A 16,644-nucleotide genomic window follows, 5' to 3' on the forward strand; every position below is an offset into this window, starting at 1 on the left:
GGGCTGTTTCGGCATGCGGGGGTCTCCCCTCCGGGAGGGGCCTGGGTAAGTTCCCGGCGACTGCGACGAGCGTAGGAAGGGCCCGCGTTCTACTGCCAGGAAATTGCGCCTAATTGCGGATCTGCGGCCCTGTCGTCGTCAACTCAGGACCGTCACGGCGCGGTTGATGAGAAGGCGGGCATGGTCGCCGTAGACGGCCATGTGGCGAAGGGTGCGGAACGCCCTCGCGTAGTCGGCGACCTCGCGAGGCTGCCGGACGTTGACCTCCGCCGTCAGGGTCTCCACCACCACGTGCGCGTCGCCGTAGAGGTAGAACGCCTCCAGCGGCCACATGGCGCGCTGGGCAGTGGATGGAATGATCCCGAGAGAGACGGACGGCAGCGACATGACGTCCAGAAGGTGCCGCAGCTGAGCGGCCATCGTCTCCACGTCACCGATGCGGTAGCGCAGGACGCACTCCTCCATCAGGACGACGAAGCGATGGCCGCCCTCGTACAGGAAGCGGGAGCGGGCGACGCGGGCGGCGACCGCCTCGGAGACGTCGTTGGGAGTGCCCTGGAAGTCGGTGATGGTCTCCATCAGCGCCGTCGCGTACGCGGGGGTCTGAAAAAACCCGGGGACGACGTTGGAGACGTAGACGCGGCACAGCTGTGCCTGTTCATGGAGGCGATAGAAGTCCTCCTGGACCTTGCGCATGCCGTCGCGCTGGAGCCTTCGCCACTCCACGTACATCGAGTCGACCGCGCGAGCGGTGGCGATGAGGTCGGCCACCTGGTCTTCGGCCCCGCAGGCGGCGCACCAGGCGCGGATATCCGCGTCCGAGGGCGCGGTCTCACCCTTTTGGATGCGGGTGGTCTTCGCAGGGTGCCAGCCGCAGCGGGCGGAGAGTTCCTTTCCGCTGAGGCCGGCGTCCTTGCGTAGGTGCACCAGGCGTACCGCGAGCGCTTCGCGGGCCGCCTGGGCGCTCGATGACGGTGATGCGGGCATGGCGGGCGCTGCGGGTCAGACGGTGTACTTCTCGTGCGGGATGGCGCGCTCCCACACGGTCTCGAACGCGTCGGCGACCATCTTCACGACGCCGGGTTCCTCGGTGAACTCGTGTCCCGCCCAGTCGCCGTCTCCGGTGAACCAGTGGAACATCACCCGGCGGCCGTCGATCAGCCAGAGATCATTTCCGGGCAGTGCGATGTCCGAGGCCATGCGCCGGGGGAGCCAGCGGACCAGCTCCCCCGCCGCCACGTTCACGACCGTGCCCGCGTGCTCGAAGCGGATGTAGTCGGTCACCGGCTCGGAGACGATCCGGGCACGCCGCATCACGACACCCCGGGCGACCGTCTCCCGTACCAGCGGCACCCAGCCCGACCAGTCGGCGGACTCCGGGTCGTTGTCCGGGTGGACTCCCGTACGGCAGAACTCGGCGAAGTCTTCGGCCTCGTCACCGACGGCGTAGACGTCGCGCATCTCCAGGTGCACGGCGGAGTGCCGGGCGGACCGCAGCAGTTCAGCGAAGTCCGGCACGTCGCTCGGCGACATCGCACGCCTCCCTCAAGATCGGCACCATCCGGGCGGGGATGCGGATCACCGTCTCGTGGGCGGGAATGCCCTTGTCGTGACCGGTGACCCACTCCGTGCCGCTGATGAGTGCCTGCAATGCCTCTTCGGCCTTGACGCCCTGAAGCACCAGGTCCGCTGTCTCCTCCTCGACCCAGACCGTCGGCGAGCCGCCGCCCTGTGTGTTGGGGTCGATTCCGACGAACTCTAGGTTCATGGTCCCCTCCTACGCCAAGCGGTTGCGGTTTCTTGCGCCTGACGCTCCCGAAGGCGGGAGGGGCCGTCAAGGGGGCGTTTTCAGTTCCGGGGAGGCTTGAGGTGATCGACGAACGCGGACCAGGCCTCGGCCCGGAACACGAGCTTCGGGCCGAGGGGGGCGGTCTTCGAGTCGCGGACCGGGACGAGGGCGGGGAAGTCGGGGGCGACTTCCAGGCAGTTGTCCGCATTGCCGCTGTAGCTGGACTTGCGCCATACGGCCGTGCTCAGGTCAGGGATGGTCCTCATGGGCGTAATCCTCCGCCAACGCCTCCACCAGGGCCAGGGACTTCTCTCGCGAGAGCGCGGAGGACACGAGGAGATCGAACACGAACCTCAGTTGGGCGACCGTGGCCGGGTCGTCCTCCAGCCGTCCGGTGTGCACTCCTTCCAGGTAGGCCAGCGGCGGAGCGTCAGCGAATTCCATCAGCTTCAAAGCGCCTTCCATCGCCGCGTGTGCTCCCGCGCTGAGTGGCAACACCTGCACGATGACCCGGTTCCGCCTGGCCAGGCCGGCAATGTGGCGCAGGGCTCCGGCCATCACCGCTTGGTCGCCCGCCTCCCGGCGCAAGGCCGCCTCATCAAGCACCACCCACAACAGAGGGGTTGTTGGGTTGTCGAGCAGGCGGGTCCGCGCCATCCGGTTGTCCACCCACTTCTCTACGATCTCGTCCGACGCCGTCGGGTCGTACGCGCGGTTCACGGCTCGTGCGTACGCGGACGTCTGAAGCAGTCCGGGGATCAGGAGCGGGGTGTATTGCCTGATGGCCGTGGCCTGGGTTTCCAGCTCCGCCGCCTCCGCGAAGTGATCCTGGTATCTGGACTTCGCCGCTGCTCCGCAGTTCCGAGCGAAGAAGCCGTTCGTGTCCAGGACCTCATCCAGCATCCGCGCGAAATCCGGCTGCATGCGCCGCGTGCCTGCCTCCAGCTGGCCGATGTACGACCCGCTCACGAAGAGCAGTTGGCCTAACTGGGCCTGGCTCAGTCCCTTGCGCTCACGGGCGTGTCGTAACTCCGCCCCCAGCAGCGCGCGCGGTGACGACGACGGGTCGAGGTCCTTCGGTCCTGCCATGGCAACTCCCCGGTCTGACAGCAGAGATTGTTGGGACGCCGTCTCTGGCCAGGTTAGAGCCGCCCTTGCCACGCTGTGTCGCGAATCACCAACACAGCGTGGAGGAATTGGAGCAATGGAAGCCAAGGAGACTGCGGCCGAGGAGAGGCCCGCTCGGAATGTGGATGAAGCGGTGGAGCGGTTGCGGGCGGCGCTGCACGAGGTCGGGATCATCCTGCCGTCGCTGAGGGTCGACCCCGTGTCCGGACTGCATGGGCATCCGTACGCCCTGGTCGATCTCGGCCGGTGCAACATCGGGGTCGCCTCGAAGCTCGCGGCCGCCCTGCGGAAGGGGGCCGGGGCGTGAGCGGCGGCCCCAGGTATGCCACGGACGTGCGGGACGGGCGGGTCGGGGAGGTCATGGGGCGGGTTGGCGGGCGGGTGCAGTTGCGGCCCGTCGGCGGGGGCCGGGAGTGGGACTGTCCGCCCGAGTTCCTCGGGGCCGCCGCGCCGGAGGCGGTGTTGCGGGAGCGGGTGCGGCGGCTGAACCGGGACGCCCGGCTGTGGGCGCCGAACGCCGGATGAGTGTGTTCCGGGTCACCGGTGGGCGAAGGCGGTTGCGGAATGCGGGGTGACGGGTGAATCGTTGATTCAGGTGGTGCAACAATGCGCATGCACATACCACTCGGTAGAGTCACTTCACCTGGAGCCCCCCAGTGACCGTCACGCCCTCCGCCTCCCGCGCGGCCAAGATCCTCTCGCGTCCGATCGAGCTGAACGGCCTCACCGTTCCGAACCGGATCGTGATGGCCCCCATGACCCGCATGTTCTCCCCGGGCGGCATCCCGGGTGAGGACGTCCGCTCGTACTACGCCCGCCGCGCGGCCGCCGGTGTCGGTCTGATCGTCACCGAGGGCACCTACGTGGGCCACGAGTCGGCGGGCCAGAGCAACCGCATCCCCCGCTTCCACGGCGAGGAGCAGCTGGCGGGCTGGGCGCAGGTCGCCGAGGACGTGCACAAGGCGGGCGGCACCATCGTCCCGCAGCTGTGGCACATCGGAACCGTCCGCAACCAGGGTCAGAACCCCTACCCGGACGCCCCCTCCATCGGCCCCTCCGGTCTGCGCATCGACGGCACCGCCGACGCCAAGGAGATGACCCAGGCCGACATCGACGCCGTGATCGAGGCCTTCGCCCAGGCCGCCGCCGACGCCCAGCGCATCGGCTTCGACGGCGTGGAGCTGCACGGCGCCCACGGCTACCTGCTCGACCAGTTCCTGTGGGCGGGCACCAACCGCCGTACCGACGCCTACGGCGGCGACCCGGTCGCGCGCACCAAGTTCTCGGCGGAGATCGTGGCGGCGGTCCGCGCCGCCGTCTCCCCGGACTTCCCGATCATCTTCCGCTACTCGCAGTGGAAGCAGGAGGCCTACGACGCCCGGCTCGCCGAGACCCCGCAGGAGCTGGAGTCCATCCTGGCCCCGCTGGCGGACGCCGGTGTCGACGTCTTCCACGCCTCCACCCGCCGCTACTGGCTGCCGGAGTTCGACGGCTCGGATCTGAACCTGGCCGGCTGGACCAAGAAGCTCACCGGCAAGCAGGTCATCACCGTCGGCTCGGTCGGCCTCGACGGCGACTTCATCAACGCCTTCCAGGGCGAGGGCTCCCCGGTCAAGGGCATCGACAACCTGCTCGACCGGCTGGAGGCCGAGGAGTTCGACATGGTCGCCGTCGGCCGTGCGCTGCTCCAGGACCCGGAGTGGGCGGCCAAGGTGCTCGCCGACCGCTACGACGAGCTGAAGCCGTACGACGCGGCCGCGCTCCAGTCGCTCAGCTGACCGTCCAACCGGCCGTGCCTGCCGGGCACTTGTGATCGTCGCCGTGCGTTCCTCGGAGGAGACGTGAGGAGCGAGCATGACGACGAGCGAGTCACCGGCCCCGGACATCGACGGGCCCGTGGTGCGTACCGCCGCCGGTGCGGTGCGCGGACTGCGCGAGCAGGGACTGTCGGTGTTCCGGGGCATCCCGTTCGCCGCGCCGCCGGTCGGCGAGGCACGGTTCCAGGCGCCCCGGCCCGCCCGGCCCTGGGACGGGGTGCGAGCGGCCGTCGCCTTCGGGCCGCCGCCCCCGCAGGAGCCGGGCATCATCAGCCGCGCGGACCAGTCCGCAGGCCTCGGCGACGACTGGCTGACCCTGAACGTGTGGACGCCCGACCCGGACCCGCAGGCGGCCCGCCCGGTCGTGGTCTGGATCCACGGCGGGGCCTACCGGGTGGGCCACGGCGGGCAGGCCGGTTACGACGCCCAGCACATAGCCCGCGAGGGCGACGCGGTGCTCGTCACCCTCAACTACCGCGTCGGCATGGAGGGTTTCGCGCTCTGGGAGGGCGCCCCGGCCAACCGTGGACTGCTGGACCAGATCGCGGCCCTGGAGTGGGTCCAGGAGAACATCGCGGCCTTCGGCGGAGACCCGTCCCAGGTCACCGTGGCCGGCGAGTCGGCCGGTGCGGGCTCCATCGCCGCCCTGATGGTGATGGAGCGGGCGCGCGGCCTGTTCCGCCGGGCGGTCGCCCAGAGCGTTCCCGGCCCCTTCTTCTCGGTCGATCTCGCCCGGGACATCGCGGCCGCCCTGGCGGCGGAGGCCGGGCACCGGCCCACGGTGGCCGACCTGGCCGCGACCGACCCCCGGCAGCTCACCGACGCCGGACCGGCGCTGAGCGCCAAAATGACCGAGTACACCGACCGTTGGGGCCAGGCGGCGCCCACGGCCACCCCCTTCGGCCCGGTCGTCGACGGTGACATCCTGCCCGCCGGGCCCTGGCAGGCGCTCGCCTCCGGCGCGGCGCGCGAGATCGAGCTGCTGGTCGGCCACAACCGCGACGAGTTCCGGCTGTTCCAGTTCCTCGCCGGGCGCCTCGGCACGATCACCGAGGAGCAGGCGGCGCAGACCCTGCGGCTCTACGCGCCGGGCGGGGAAGCGACGTACCGGGAGGCCTTCCCCGGTGCCTCGGCCGGGGAACTCTTCGAACGCGTCGAGACGGACTGGCTGTTCGCGATGCCGAGCCTGCGGCTGGCCGAGGCCCACCGGGCGGGCGGCGGCCGGGCACATGTCTACGAGCTGACCTGGGCGGCCCCAGGCAACGGCGGCATCCTCGGCGCCTGCCACGGCCTGGACGTCCCGCTGCTGTTCGGCACCTTCGCAGCGGACCTCGGCGGCCTGCTGTTCCCCGACGGCGTGCCGACCCCGGAGGCGGAGCGGCTCGGCGCCTTCATGCGCCGCGCCTGGACCGGATTCGCTCGCACGGGTGACCCCGGCTGGCCGGAGTACGACTCCGAGTCCCGCCTCGTACAGATCCTGGACGCGGAGCCGAAGGTGGCGCCGTACCCGGAGGAGGCGAGCCGGCGCATCTGGGAGGGGTACGAGTTCCCGCCGCTGCCCCTGATCGGTTAGCGGTGATCGGCCGCGCGGGTCAGAGGTTGCCCATCGGCGATCGACCGGGGGGTCAGAGGTTGCCCATGGGTTCGATGTCCACCCGGACGGGGGTGCCCCAGACCCGCAGCACCTCGTAGTCGGTGAACTCGTGCACCAGCCGGTACGCCATCGCGGGCCGGGAGGAGCGCCGCTGGGCGGCGAGATAGGCCTCGGCCTCCTGCCGGTCCCGGCGCGGGGTTCCGCACAGCTGCCACTCCTGGCCGTTCCACAGCTCCGGCAGCCAGCGCTGCTGGGGCTGCGGGCGGTCGTCCCGGACGCCGTACCGGGAGGGCGCGGTGGGCACGGGCGCGGGACCGGGGCGTCCGCCCTGGTACTCCGCGCGCCGGGCGGCCCGGCGCCGGGTCTCGCAGAGCAGGCACAGGTCCGGGGCGCTCTCGTCCACCGGGCCCTGCGGATGCTCGGGGCACCGGGTGCTGGGCGCGCTGCCGCCGATGCCGTCGTCCAGCAGGTCGAGCGCGCGCCGCAGATCGGCGCGCAGCTCGCGCAGCCGGTCGTCCGGGGTGGTGGGGGTCAGGGCCTCCCCGTGCTCCCCGAGCACCCGCAGAGCCCGCCCGAGGGCGCTGAACTGGGCGTGGTTCATGGCCGTTCCCTCGTCAGTCGTTCTGCCGGTCGTGCTGGTCGCTGTGCTGGTCGGGCTGGTCGCCGTACTGGTGGGGCTCGTCGGGCTTGCGGGTGCCCTCGTGCGCCTGGGTCACCAGGTCCAGGGAGACCTCCAGGACCGCCTGGCGCCGGGTCTCGGGGTTGCCCACCAGGTCCTGCATCAGGAACATGCCGGCGTGCAGCGTGAAGATCGCGCTGACGCAGCGGACCTGCTCGACCAGGGGCGCGTCCGGATCCGCGAAGATGTCCCGCAGGTCGCGCATCCGGTCCTTGAAGGTCTCGCCGATGCGCAGTTCCCGTACCGTCGCCTGGTTCTCCTGCATGAAGCGGAAGAGCGGTTCGGCGCCGACCAGGGTCTCGCTGTAGCGACGGATGATCTCGTGCTTGGTCTCCAGCGTGCGTGGCTGGCTGCGGGCCCACGCGATGAGATCCTCGATCGGTTTCGTCAGATCCTCGAAGAGGCTGACGATGATCTCTTCCTTCGTCTTGAAGTGGTAGTACAGGGCCGCCTTCGTGACGTCGAGGTGCTCGGCGATCTCGCGCAGAGAGGTCTTCTCGTAGCCCTGCTCCGCGAAGAGTTCGAGCGCCACGTCCTGGATGCGCTGGCGGGTGTTGCCGCGGCGCTGCTGCTTGGTGCCGTCCATGGTGACGCCCATCCTCGTACTCCTCGCGCTCCCGCCGAAACTTACTTGACGCCCGGCTAGTGACAGGGCTACCTTCCCAGTGTAGTGAACTAGCCGGGCGGCAAGTAAGTAGAAGCCGCAGGGGGAGTGGGAAGAACGATGGCGGACACGGTAGAAAGCGTCCCCGAGGGCAAACAGCCCAGAAGTGTGCGCGTGGTGCTGCTCGCGCTCATGATCGCGATGATGCTCGCCATGCTGGACAACATGATCGTGGGTACGGCCATGCCCACGATCGTCGGCGAGCTGGGTGGCCTGGAGCACCTGTCCTGGGTGGTCACCGGCTACACCCTGGCCACCGCCGCCTGCACCCCGATCTGGGGCAAGGTCGGCGACATGTACGGGCGCAAGGGCGCCTTCCTCAGCTCGATCGTGATCTTCCTGATCGGATCGGCGCTGAGCGGTATGGCCCAGGACATGGGCCAGCTGATCGGTTTCCGGGCCGTGCAGGGCCTCGGTGCCGGCGGTCTGATGGTCGGCGTCATGGCGATCATCGGCGACCTCATCCCGCCGCGTGAGCGGGGCAAATACCAGGGCATGATGGCCGGCGTCATGGCGCTGGCGATGATCGGCGGCCCGCTGGTCGGCGGCACCATCACCGACAACTGGGGCTGGCGCTGGGCCTTCTACATCAACCTGCCGCTCGGCGCGGTCGCGCTCGCGCTGGTCACCGCCGTGCTGCACCTGCCGAAGAAGCGGGCCAAGGCGGGCATCGACTACTTCGGCGTCCTGCTGCTGACCGTCGGCATCACCTCGATCGTCCTGGTCACCACCTGGGGCGGCAGCGAGTACGCCTGGACGTCGGCGCGGATCATGGAGCTGATCGCCCTCGGCGTGGTCGCGCTCATCGGGTTCGTGATCTGGCAGATGCACGCCGCCGAGCCGGTGCTCCCGCTGCACATCTTCAAGAGCCGCAACTTCAGCCTGATGTCGTTCATCGGCTTCGTCACCGGCTTCGTGATGTTCGGCGCGACCCTCTACCTGCCGCTGTACCAGCAGTCCGTGCAGGGTGCTTCGGCGACCAACTCGGGTCTGCTGCTCCTGCCGATGCTCGGCGCGATGCTGGTGACCTCGATCGTCGCCGGGCGGGTCACCACCAACAGCGGGCGCTACAAGGCCTTCCCGATCGTCGGTGGTGCGCTGATGATCGTCGGCCTGTACCTGCTGTCGCTGATGGACACCGGTACGACCCGGCTGACCTCCGGCCTCTACATGGCCGTCCTCGGTCTCGGCATGGGCTGCCTGATGCAGATCACCATGCTGGTGGCGCAGAACAGCGTCGAGATGAAGGACATGGGCGTCGCGTCCTCCTCCACCACCCTGTTCCGTACGCTCGGCTCCTCCTTCGGTGTGGCCATCATGGGCGCCCTGTTCAACAACCGGGTCCAGCACGAGATGGCGACGCGGGCCGGTGCGGTGGGGCGGCACATGACCGAGAAGTCGGCCGCGCTGGACGCGAAGAGCCTGGCGAAGCTGCCGCCGCTGGTGCGGGAGGCGTACCAGCACGCGGTGTCCTCCGGTACGCACGCGGCGTTCCTGCTGGGTGCGGCGATCGCGGTGACGGTGCTGGTCGCGGCGCTGTTCGTGAAGGAGGTGCCGCTCAAGGGCAGCGGCCCGCAGAAGCAGGGTCCTGCGGAGGGCGGCGAGGATGGCGAGGATGTGGCGCCGATGCAGGTGATCGAGGCGGTGTGAGGTTCGGCTGCGCCTGAGCCTGCGCTTGCGCTGAGCTTGCGTTGAGTTGAAGACCCCGGTGGGTGTCCGCCCCGGGGTCTTCTTCTGTTTCCGGTGGGATGAGGGTGGGGGAGGGGGTGGGGTGTGGGTCGCCGTCGCCGGGTGCGGCTGAGTGGTGGGTTGCTCGCGCCCACGCGGCGGAGCCGCATATCAGACACAGCCCCGCGCCCCTGAGGGCGCCGCTGTTCGGGTGCCGTCAGCGGCCCGTTGCCAAGGTGGCGCCGCCTGTTGCCTCCAGTACCACCCCGGTCACGAAGCTGTTCGCGGCGAACATGTGGATCGCGCGGGCGATGTCCTCCGGGCGGCCGACGCGGCCCACCGGGGTGACCGCCGCCAGGCCGTCGAAGAGGGCCTCGCGCTGGTCGGCCGGCACCCGGTCCCACCAGGGCGTGTCGATGACGCCCGGCGAGACGGCGTTGATCCTCAGCGGGGCCAGCTCGACGGCGAGCGGCGGGACCAGCGCTTCCAGGGCGCCGTTGATCGCGGCGAGGCCGGCGGTGCCGGGCAGGGCGGCGCGGGCGGAGGCGGCGGTCACCAGGGTCACCGAGCCGTCGCGGCGCAGCACGGGCAGCGCGGCCTGGAGCACCTGGACATGCGGCCAGAACTTGCCGTCGAAACCGGCCGCCAGCTCGGTGAGGTCCAGTTCGGCGAAGGGGCCGCTGCCCTTGCTGCCGCTGAGCGCGAGGACGAGATGGTCCACCGCGCCGAAGTCGGCGAAGAACGCGTCCACGGCGGCGCGGTCGGCGGCGTCCAGCCGGTGGGCCGAGACCTTGCTGCCGTGCGCGCCGAGGCGGGCCGCCGCGCCGTCGAGACGGTCCTGGTCGCGGCCGGTGATGACCACCTCGGCGCCGTCCGCCGCGAAGAAGGCCGCGGTTGCCTCGCCGACACCCGAGCTGCCGCCCATGACGACGACGCGCTGTCCGGCGATCGGGTTCGCAGAAGTGTGAGTGGTGCTCATGAGTGGCTGGTCTCCCTGTGTCCGCACCGGGTCCCGGCCTGTTGCCGAGAACGTCGGTCTCGTTAAAGTGTTACCGAGACCGGTAGTCTCGTCAAGGGGGTTCGGGAACGCCGGAAGCCGGAGAGGACACACACGTGCAGGAAAGTCAGGACCCGAGGGAGCCCCGCCCGCACACCGGGCGACGGCGCAACGAGGCGGCGCGCCGGGCCATCCTCGACACCGCGCTGGAGCTGCTCGCCGACGCCGACGGGGCACCGGTGACGGTGGAGACGATCGCGCGGGCCGCCGGGGTGGGCAAGCAGACGCTGTACCGGTGGTGGCCGTCGAAGGGGGCGGTGCTGCTGGAGGCGCTGAACGAGCGCGCCGTACAGGACGTGCCGACGCCGGACACCGGGCACCTGCGGGAGGACCTGCGGGCGTTGGCGGCGGCCACCTTCGAGGCGGCGCAGCGGTCACCGTCCGGACCGGCGCTGCGCACCCTCGTCCGCGAGGCGGCCCGGGACCCGCACCTGGCGGAGCTGATCGCCACGTTCACCGAGTCGCGCCGGACCGCCGTACGCGAGGTGCTGCTGCGCGGCCGGGAGCGCGGTGAACTGCCCGCAAGCCGGGACGTGGACCTTCTGGTCGACCAGTTCTACGGCTTCTTCTGGTACCGCTTCCTGCTGGGCCACGGGCCCCTGGACGACGCCACGGCCCGGAAGCTGGCCGACTCTCTGGTGGGTTGAGACGGGGCCGGGCGCCGGGTCAGCCCGGCAGCATCTGGTAGCTGCCCGTGTTGGTCGGGGCGTGTTCCGGGAGCCAGAGGACGGCTACCGCGCCCTCGGACGGGATGTGCGCGGGGGCGCCGACCGGGCGGACGTTGCGGAAGGTGAGGCGGGCGCCGAGGACCCTGGCCTGGCCGGCCGCGATGGTCAGGCCCAGCCCGTGTCCCTGCCCGGCGCGGTCCATGCTGCCGGTGCGGAAGCGGCTCGGGCCCTCGGCGAGCAGTTCCTCCGGGAAGCCGGGGCCGTGGTCGCGGACCCGGATGACCCGCCCCTCGACGGTCACCTCGATCGGCGGACGGCCGTGCCGCCGGGCGTTGGCGAGCAGGTTGAACAGCACCCGCTCCAGCCGCCGCGGGTCGGTGGTGACCTCCGACTCGTGCACCACCCGCACGGTGACGTCCGGGTCCTTCGCCGCCACCCGGCGGGCCACGAACTCGCCCAGCAGGATGTCCTGCAACTCGGCCCGCTCGGAGGCGCCGTCCAGCCGGGCGACCTCCAGCACGTCCTCGACCAGCGTCCGCATGGCCTTGGCGCGGTCCAGGACCAGTTCCGTGGGACGGCCGGGGGGCAGGAGTTCGGCGGCCGTCAGCAGCCCGGTCACCGGGGTGCGCAGCTCGTGCGCGATATCGGCGGTGACCCGGCGCTCCGCCTCCAGCCGCTGCCGCAGCGCGTCCGCCATCGCGTCCACCGCGAGCGCCAGATCGTCGGTCTCGTCCCGTACGACCCCGCCGATGGCCTCCTGGACCCGTACGTCGATCTCGCCCTTGGCCACCTGGTGCGCGGCGGCCGCGGCCTTGCGCAGCCGCCCGGAGAACTGGCCCCCTATCAGCACGCCCAGCGCGCTGCCGCCCAGCACGACCGCGACGGAGCCGATCACCAGCGCCTGGTCGAGGTCGTTCAGCACATTGACGGAACGATTCGGGAACTGGCTGTGCAGGGAGAGCACATGCCCGTCCTGCGCGGGCACGGCCGCCCAGATCTGCGGCGGTCCACCGCCGTGGTCGGAGACGTCACTGACCTGGCGGCCGTCCGCGACCTTCTCGCGCAGGGCCGCCGGCAGCCGGCGGTCGTCGATCTTTATGTCGGGGAAGTTCGTCCGCCGGTACCGCTCGTAGTAGCCCAGGGCGAGCCGCACCCGCTCGTTGGCCAGGTCGCGCGCGTTGTCCAGCATCGAGACCCGGGCCGCGTTGTGCACGACCAGGCTCAGCGTGATCGCGACCAGCCCGGCCACCAGCGCGATCGCCGCGCTGAGCTTCCACTTGAGCCCGGTCCGCAGGCCCGCGCGCTCCATGCGCCGCACCGGTCGCCGAAGGAGCCCCCGCATCTTCGCCACACTCAGGCCTTCAACTTGTAGCCGAAGCCGCGGACCGTCTCGATCCGGTCCTGGCCGATCTTCTGGCGCAGCCGCTGCACATGCACGTCGACGACCCGGGTGTCCCCGCCCCACCCGTAGTCCCACACGCGCTCCAGCAGCTTGTCGCGGGAGAGGACGGTGCCCGGCGCGGAGGAGAACTCCAGCAGCAGCCGCATCTCGGTCGGGGTGAGCGCCACCGGCTGCCCGGCGCGCCGCACCTCCATGCCCTCGGTGTCGATCTCCAGGTCGCCGAAGGTCAGCGGGGAGCCGCTGACCGAAGAGGCGGAGTCGTCCTGCTGCGCGGCGCCGCCGGCGTGCCCGAAGCGGCGCAGCACCGCACGGATCCGGGCGACCAGTACGGCGCCGTCGAACGGCTTGGTCACATAGTCGTCGGCGCCGGCCTCCAGGCCGAGGACGACGTCGATGGAGTCGGCACGCGCCGACAGCATGATCACCGGCACGGTCGACTCGTCCCGGATACGACGGCACAGGCTGACGCCGTCCAGTCCCGGGACCATGACGTCGAGCAGCGCGATGTCGGGGCGGTTGGCCCGGAACGCCTCCAGGCCCGACAGTCCGTCGGGCATGGCGGTGACCGCGAAGCCGTCCCGCTCCAGGGCGAGCTGGGTGGCCTCACGGATGACGTCGTCGTCCTCGACGAACAGGACGTGTGTCTGGTCTGCCATCCGGTGCTCTCAGTCCTCGTGATGTGCGCTGCGTGCCGTGGTGAACGGGGTGCCGGGTGTCCGGGCTGTCCGCCGGTTCAGCTGTCCGGTGCGGGGGTCGCGCCCTCGCCTGCCGACTTGCTGTACTCGTTGCGGGTGATCTTGCCCTGGACGAACTGCCCCGCCCTCCACTTATACGGGATCACGAACTCTCCGGACGGGCTCGAGATGGGGTCGCCCTTCTCGTAGTACTGCTTGGTCACCGACAGCACGCCCTGGTCGATCTCGGCGTAGACCGGGGACTCCTCGTTCTTGAAGACGTTCCGGAAGGTCCCGCGCGTGTCCCGGTACACATACGCCCCGACACCGACCGCGTCGGCGCAGGTCAGCACGTTGATGACGACGTCGTCCACGGTGGCGTCGGTGAGATCGCCGTACGAGACGTCGACCGGGTACTCGTCACCGCTGCACGGCTTCAGCTCCCGCTTCACCGTCGCCGAGACGGCGGGGTCGCTCTTGAGCAGCGCCACGGGGTCCACCCGCCGGTAGCGATCGGACGGGCTCGGCGCCGGGGAGGCGACCGCTCCGGCCATCGCCGACGCATGTGCCGGGCCCTCGTCCCGGGCGCCGGTGCCACCGGAGCCGCACCCGGCGACCAAAAGCCCGAGGGCGGCGAGCGCGGACCCCACCGCGATCACCGCCTGAGTATTGCCCAGGGTCTCGTCGGACCCGGCCCCGGTCAGGCCGCGCAACGCTCCCGCTCCTCACGCTCCAGCGCACGTGCGTCCAGGTCGCGTGCCTCCAGCTCCTCGCGGAGCCGGGCGAGCGCCCGGTGCAGCGTGCTCTTGACCGTACCGGCCGACATGCCGAGGGCGGCGGCCGTCTCCTCCGTGGACATCTGCTCCCAGTGTCGCAGCACCACGACGCTCCGCTGCTTCGGAGCGAGAACTTTCATGACATCCATCAGCAGGGCCCGGTCGGCGTGCTGCTCGGTGGCGTCGTCCACGCAGGCGTCCGGCAGCTGCTCGGTCGGGACCTCTTCCAGCTTGCGCGAACGCCACCACTCGGTACGGGTGTTGATCATGACGCGGCGGAGGTAGGCGTCGGCCAGCCGCTTGTCGGCGATGCCCTCCCAGCGGCCGTACGTCCGCACGAGCGCCGTCTGGAGCAGGTCCTGTGCGTCGACGGGGTCCGGAACCAGCCGGCGTGCACTGCGCAGCAGCGCGTCCTGCCGGGTACGGACGTACTCCTCGAATTCGAGCACCTCGCCCTGCGCCATGATCAACCGCCTCCGTTCCCCGTTCACTTCGGCATCCGCCTGAAGTACCGCTTGTCCCCGTGCCCGGTGGTCCGCCGGGCACGGAGAAGAAGTTACGGACCGGTTGTCACGGCGCTGTGCGCACCAGCCTGCGGCTAGCAATCGGCTATCCGTCGGTTGTGTAACGGAAAGCGGAACGGGGTAAAGGAGGTGGTTGTTATGTCCCTTTATCGGGCACTTTGTCGGCCGGATGGCTTCGTAACAAGGGCCTTCAGGCCCCGACTTGGCTGTGTGTCAGCTGAGCGGCAGCCGATACAGACCGCCCGCCAGCGGCTCCACCAGACCGTCCGTCACCAGCCCGTCGAGGGCGCGCGCCCGCTGCACCGGCTCGTGCCACACCCGGTCCAGCACCGCCTGCGGCACCGGCGCGTGCGCCTCGCGCAGTACGGCGAGCAGCTTCCCGCGCACCTGCCGGTCCGTACCGGCGTACGTCTGCCCCCGCCGCGGCGGGCCGTCGTGCTCCGGCTTGCCCGCGAGCCGCCAGGCGCACTGGGCGGCGATCGGACACCGCGGGCAGCCCTCGTTCTTCGCCGTGCACACCAGCGCGCCCAGCTCCATCGAGGCCGCGGCCCAGCGCGCCGCCGTCGCCTCGTCCTCCGGCAGCAGCTCGCGCGCCAGCCGCCGCTCGGCCGCCGTGGTCGCGTTCGGCGGGTACTGCACCCCCGTCACCGCCCGCGCCAGCACCCGGCGCACATTGGTGTCCAGCACCGCGTGCCGCTGGCCGTACGCGAACGACGCCACCGCGGCCGCCGTGTACTCGCCGATGCCGGGCAGCGCCAGCAGCTGCGCATGATCCGTCGGTACGTCGCCGCCGTGCCGTTCCGTTATGGCGACCGCGGCTCCGTGCAGCCGCAGCGCGCGGCGCGGATAGCCGAGCCGGCCCCAGGCCCGCACCGCCTCGCCCGGCGCCTCCTTCGCGAGGTCGGCTGGGCGCGGCCAGCGGGCCAGCCACTCCGTGTAGACGGGCAGCACCCGGTTGACGGGGGTCTGCTGGAGCATGAACTCGCTGACCATCACCCCCCACGGGCCCGCATCCGGGCGGCGCCAGGGGAGGTCGCGGGCGTGGGCGTCGAACCAGGCGATCACGGGGGCGTGCAGCTTCTCAGTCATGGCCTTCCGATCCTGCCACGGCTCGGCGGACATGATGCGTGACGGCGCGGTCACCGAGCGTGCCCGGAAGTGAAGAACCGCGCCCGCAGCGGCAGTTGCCGGGATGATGATCCGGAAAAGTTGTGACTCCCGCGGCGGGTGTCGCAAGCACGCGCGCCGATCTCTCGTACAGTTTGCGCGTGGGATCTCTGCGCAATCCGGTCGGGCCGCTTCCCTCCTCCATCTACTGGCGTCGGAGGGCCGTCATGCTGTCGGTGGTCGCCGTGCTGGCGCTGCTGATCGCGTGGATGGTCACCGCCGGTGGCGGCGGGGGCGGCAAGAAGGACGACGGCGCGTCCAACGGCAAGAATCCCGCGCACACCATCACCCCCGGCCCCTCCTCGTCCGGCCCCGCGATCAGTCAACACCCGGGCGGACGCGACGAGTCGAGCGGCGGGGACAGCGGCTCCGGCGGCGGTGGATCGGGCGGCCCGGCCGACGGTACGTCCGCGGGCTCCGCGGGCGGTTCCGGCGGTGGCTCCGGCAGCGGTTCCGGTGGCGGCGGTTCGGCCTCCGGCTCCTCCGGCGCCGGCGCCGTCGGTACGGGCGATGCGCTTCCGGCCTCCTCCGACCTGCCCGACTGCACCGCCGGTGCGGTCTCGTTGAGCCTGCGCAGTCTGCACAACTCCTACTCGCCGGACCAGACGCCGACCTTCGAACTCACCGCGAAGAACGGCTCGTCGGCCGACTGCAAGGTCGATCTCGGGCCGAAGAGCGCGGTGTTGACCATCACGGCGGCGGACGCGAGCGACCCGTTCTGGTCGTCGGCCGACTGCCCCGAGGGCTCGGGGAGTCTGCTGTTCCGGGTGGCGGCGGGCCAGAGCATCACCTACACGGTGAAGTGGGACCGGAGCGCGAGCGCGGCCCACTGTGCGACGCCCTCCGGGGGTTCGGCGAAGGCGGGTACGTACCTGCTGGAAGCGAAGAAGGCCGGCTTCGCCAAGCTGAGGGCTTCGTTCGTGCTGTCGGCTGACTGAGTCGACTAAGGGGCGGGGTGGCGCGGATCGTGGTCGGGTGCGGGCCTCGCCGGTGATCAGCAGGGCCCCGCCGGTCTCCCAGTCGGGCAGCAGCAGTCC

At 70.9% G+C, this 16,644-nt stretch carries 20 protein-coding genes; 7 read left to right on the forward strand and 13 right to left on the reverse strand.

The annotated features are described in order from the left end of the window. Window positions 1-138 precede the first annotated feature (138 nt). The 5 genes from ACFVIU_RS27190 to ACFVIU_RS27210 form a co-directional block, all read right to left on the reverse strand. Window positions 139-987: a helix-turn-helix domain-containing protein gene (locus ACFVIU_RS27190; RefSeq protein ID WP_385845659.1), complete on the reverse strand. Its 849-nt coding sequence runs from the start codon at window positions 985-987 to the stop codon at window positions 139-141. 15 nt (window positions 988-1,002) lie between these two features. Next, window positions 1,003-1,533, reverse strand: coding sequence for a DUF6879 family protein (locus ACFVIU_RS27195; protein ID WP_385845661.1), 531 nt, complete (start codon window positions 1,531-1,533; stop codon window positions 1,003-1,005). Then, window positions 1,502-1,768, reverse strand: coding sequence for a hypothetical protein (locus ACFVIU_RS27200; RefSeq protein WP_385845662.1), 267 nt, complete (start codon window positions 1,766-1,768; stop codon window positions 1,502-1,504). The genes ACFVIU_RS27195 and ACFVIU_RS27200 overlap by 32 nt, the downstream gene beginning before the upstream one ends. 80 nt (window positions 1,769-1,848) lie before the next feature. Further along, a complete protein-coding gene (locus ACFVIU_RS27205) occupies window positions 1,849-2,055 on the reverse strand; it encodes a DUF397 domain-containing protein (RefSeq protein ID WP_385845664.1) in 207 nt (68 codons plus the stop codon). After that, window positions 2,039-2,878 carry a Scr1 family TA system antitoxin-like transcriptional regulator gene (locus tag ACFVIU_RS27210; RefSeq protein WP_385845665.1) on the reverse strand — a complete coding sequence of 280 codons (840 nt, stop codon included), beginning with the start codon at window positions 2,876-2,878 and terminating at the stop codon, window positions 2,039-2,041. The genes ACFVIU_RS27205 and ACFVIU_RS27210 overlap by 17 nt, the downstream gene beginning before the upstream one ends. 115 nt (window positions 2,879-2,993) lie before the next feature. On the opposite strand from ACFVIU_RS27210, the gene ACFVIU_RS27215 reads away from it, so the two are divergent. The 4 genes from ACFVIU_RS27215 to ACFVIU_RS27230 all read left to right on the forward strand — a co-directional run bounded on the left by ACFVIU_RS27215 (window position 2,994) and on the right by ACFVIU_RS27230 (window position 6,307). Further along, complete coding sequence (locus tag ACFVIU_RS27215) at window positions 2,994-3,224, forward strand: hypothetical protein (RefSeq protein WP_385845667.1); 231 nt, start codon at window positions 2,994-2,996, stop codon at window positions 3,222-3,224. After that, on the forward strand, window positions 3,221-3,442 hold the full coding sequence (locus ACFVIU_RS27220) for a hypothetical protein (RefSeq protein ID WP_385845668.1): 222 nt from the start codon (window positions 3,221-3,223) through the stop codon (window positions 3,440-3,442). Before ACFVIU_RS27215 ends, ACFVIU_RS27220 begins: the two co-directional genes overlap by 4 nt. Before the next feature lie 131 nt (window positions 3,443-3,573). Next, window positions 3,574-4,695 carry an NADH:flavin oxidoreductase gene (locus ACFVIU_RS27225; protein WP_385845669.1) on the forward strand — a complete coding sequence of 374 codons (1,122 nt, stop codon included), beginning with the start codon at window positions 3,574-3,576 and terminating at the stop codon, window positions 4,693-4,695. Window positions 4,696-4,771: 76 nt separating this feature from the next. Next, window positions 4,772-6,307 carry a carboxylesterase/lipase family protein gene (locus ACFVIU_RS27230; RefSeq protein WP_385845671.1) on the forward strand — a complete coding sequence of 512 codons (1,536 nt, stop codon included), beginning with the start codon at window positions 4,772-4,774 and terminating at the stop codon, window positions 6,305-6,307. 52 nt (window positions 6,308-6,359) lie between these two features. Here ACFVIU_RS27230 and ACFVIU_RS27235 read toward each other — a convergent pair whose 3' ends face one another. Beyond that, entirely contained in the window at window positions 6,360-6,929 is a 570-nt protein-coding gene (locus ACFVIU_RS27235) for a hypothetical protein (protein WP_385845672.1), read from the reverse strand. A gap of 13 nt (window positions 6,930-6,942) precedes the next feature. Then, on the reverse strand, window positions 6,943-7,605 hold the full coding sequence (locus ACFVIU_RS27240; protein ID WP_385845674.1) for a TetR/AcrR family transcriptional regulator: 663 nt from the start codon (window positions 7,603-7,605) through the stop codon (window positions 6,943-6,945). Window positions 7,606-7,731: 126 nt separating this feature from the next. On the opposite strand from ACFVIU_RS27240, the gene ACFVIU_RS27245 reads away from it, so the two are divergent. Next, a complete protein-coding gene (locus tag ACFVIU_RS27245) occupies window positions 7,732-9,321 on the forward strand; it encodes an MDR family MFS transporter (RefSeq protein WP_385845675.1) in 1,590 nt (529 codons plus the stop codon). 235 nt (window positions 9,322-9,556) lie between these two features. Here the strand turns inward: ACFVIU_RS27245 and ACFVIU_RS27250 are convergent, their stop codons facing one another. Further along, window positions 9,557-10,318, reverse strand: coding sequence for an SDR family oxidoreductase (locus tag ACFVIU_RS27250; RefSeq protein WP_385845677.1), 762 nt, complete (start codon window positions 10,316-10,318; stop codon window positions 9,557-9,559). A gap of 134 nt (window positions 10,319-10,452) precedes the next feature. Here ACFVIU_RS27250 and ACFVIU_RS27255 point away from each other — a divergent pair, with 134 nt between their 5' ends. After that, entirely contained in the window at window positions 10,453-11,043 is a 591-nt protein-coding gene (locus tag ACFVIU_RS27255) for a TetR/AcrR family transcriptional regulator (protein ID WP_385845678.1), read from the forward strand. A 19-nt stretch (window positions 11,044-11,062) separates the two neighbouring features. On the opposite strand, the gene cseC is transcribed toward ACFVIU_RS27255, so the two are convergent. From cseC to ACFVIU_RS27280, 5 genes are all read right to left on the reverse strand, one after another. Then, a complete protein-coding gene (cseC, locus tag ACFVIU_RS27260) occupies window positions 11,063-12,406 on the reverse strand; it encodes a two-component system sensor histidine kinase CseC (protein WP_385845680.1) in 1,344 nt (447 codons plus the stop codon). An 11-nt stretch (window positions 12,407-12,417) separates the two neighbouring features. Beyond that, window positions 12,418-13,122: a two-component system response regulator CseB gene (gene cseB / locus ACFVIU_RS27265; RefSeq protein WP_385845682.1), complete on the reverse strand. Its 705-nt coding sequence runs from the start codon at window positions 13,120-13,122 to the stop codon at window positions 12,418-12,420. Window positions 13,123-13,199: 77 nt separating this feature from the next. Continuing rightward, the gene (locus ACFVIU_RS27270) at window positions 13,200-13,853 is read right to left on the reverse strand and encodes a hypothetical protein (RefSeq protein ID WP_385845683.1); all 654 of its coding nucleotides are present in this window, start codon (window positions 13,851-13,853) and stop codon (window positions 13,200-13,202) included. Then, window positions 13,841-14,380, reverse strand: coding sequence for a SigE family RNA polymerase sigma factor (locus ACFVIU_RS27275; RefSeq protein WP_385845684.1), 540 nt, complete (start codon window positions 14,378-14,380; stop codon window positions 13,841-13,843). Before ACFVIU_RS27275 ends, ACFVIU_RS27270 begins: the two co-directional genes overlap by 13 nt. Window positions 14,381-14,653: 273 nt before the next feature. After that, a complete protein-coding gene (locus ACFVIU_RS27280; protein ID WP_385845685.1) occupies window positions 14,654-15,529 on the reverse strand; it encodes an A/G-specific adenine glycosylase in 876 nt (291 codons plus the stop codon). A gap of 179 nt (window positions 15,530-15,708) precedes the next feature. Here ACFVIU_RS27280 and ACFVIU_RS27285 point away from each other — a divergent pair, with 179 nt between their 5' ends. Then, window positions 15,709-16,545, forward strand: a complete 837-nt coding sequence (locus ACFVIU_RS27285; protein WP_385845687.1) for a hypothetical protein — start codon at window positions 15,709-15,711, stop codon at window positions 16,543-16,545. Window positions 16,546-16,644 lie beyond the last annotated feature (99 nt).

This window comes from Streptomyces sp. NPDC127190 (assembly GCF_042672505.1).
Lineage (GTDB): Bacteria > Actinomycetota > Actinomycetes > Streptomycetales > Streptomycetaceae > Streptomyces.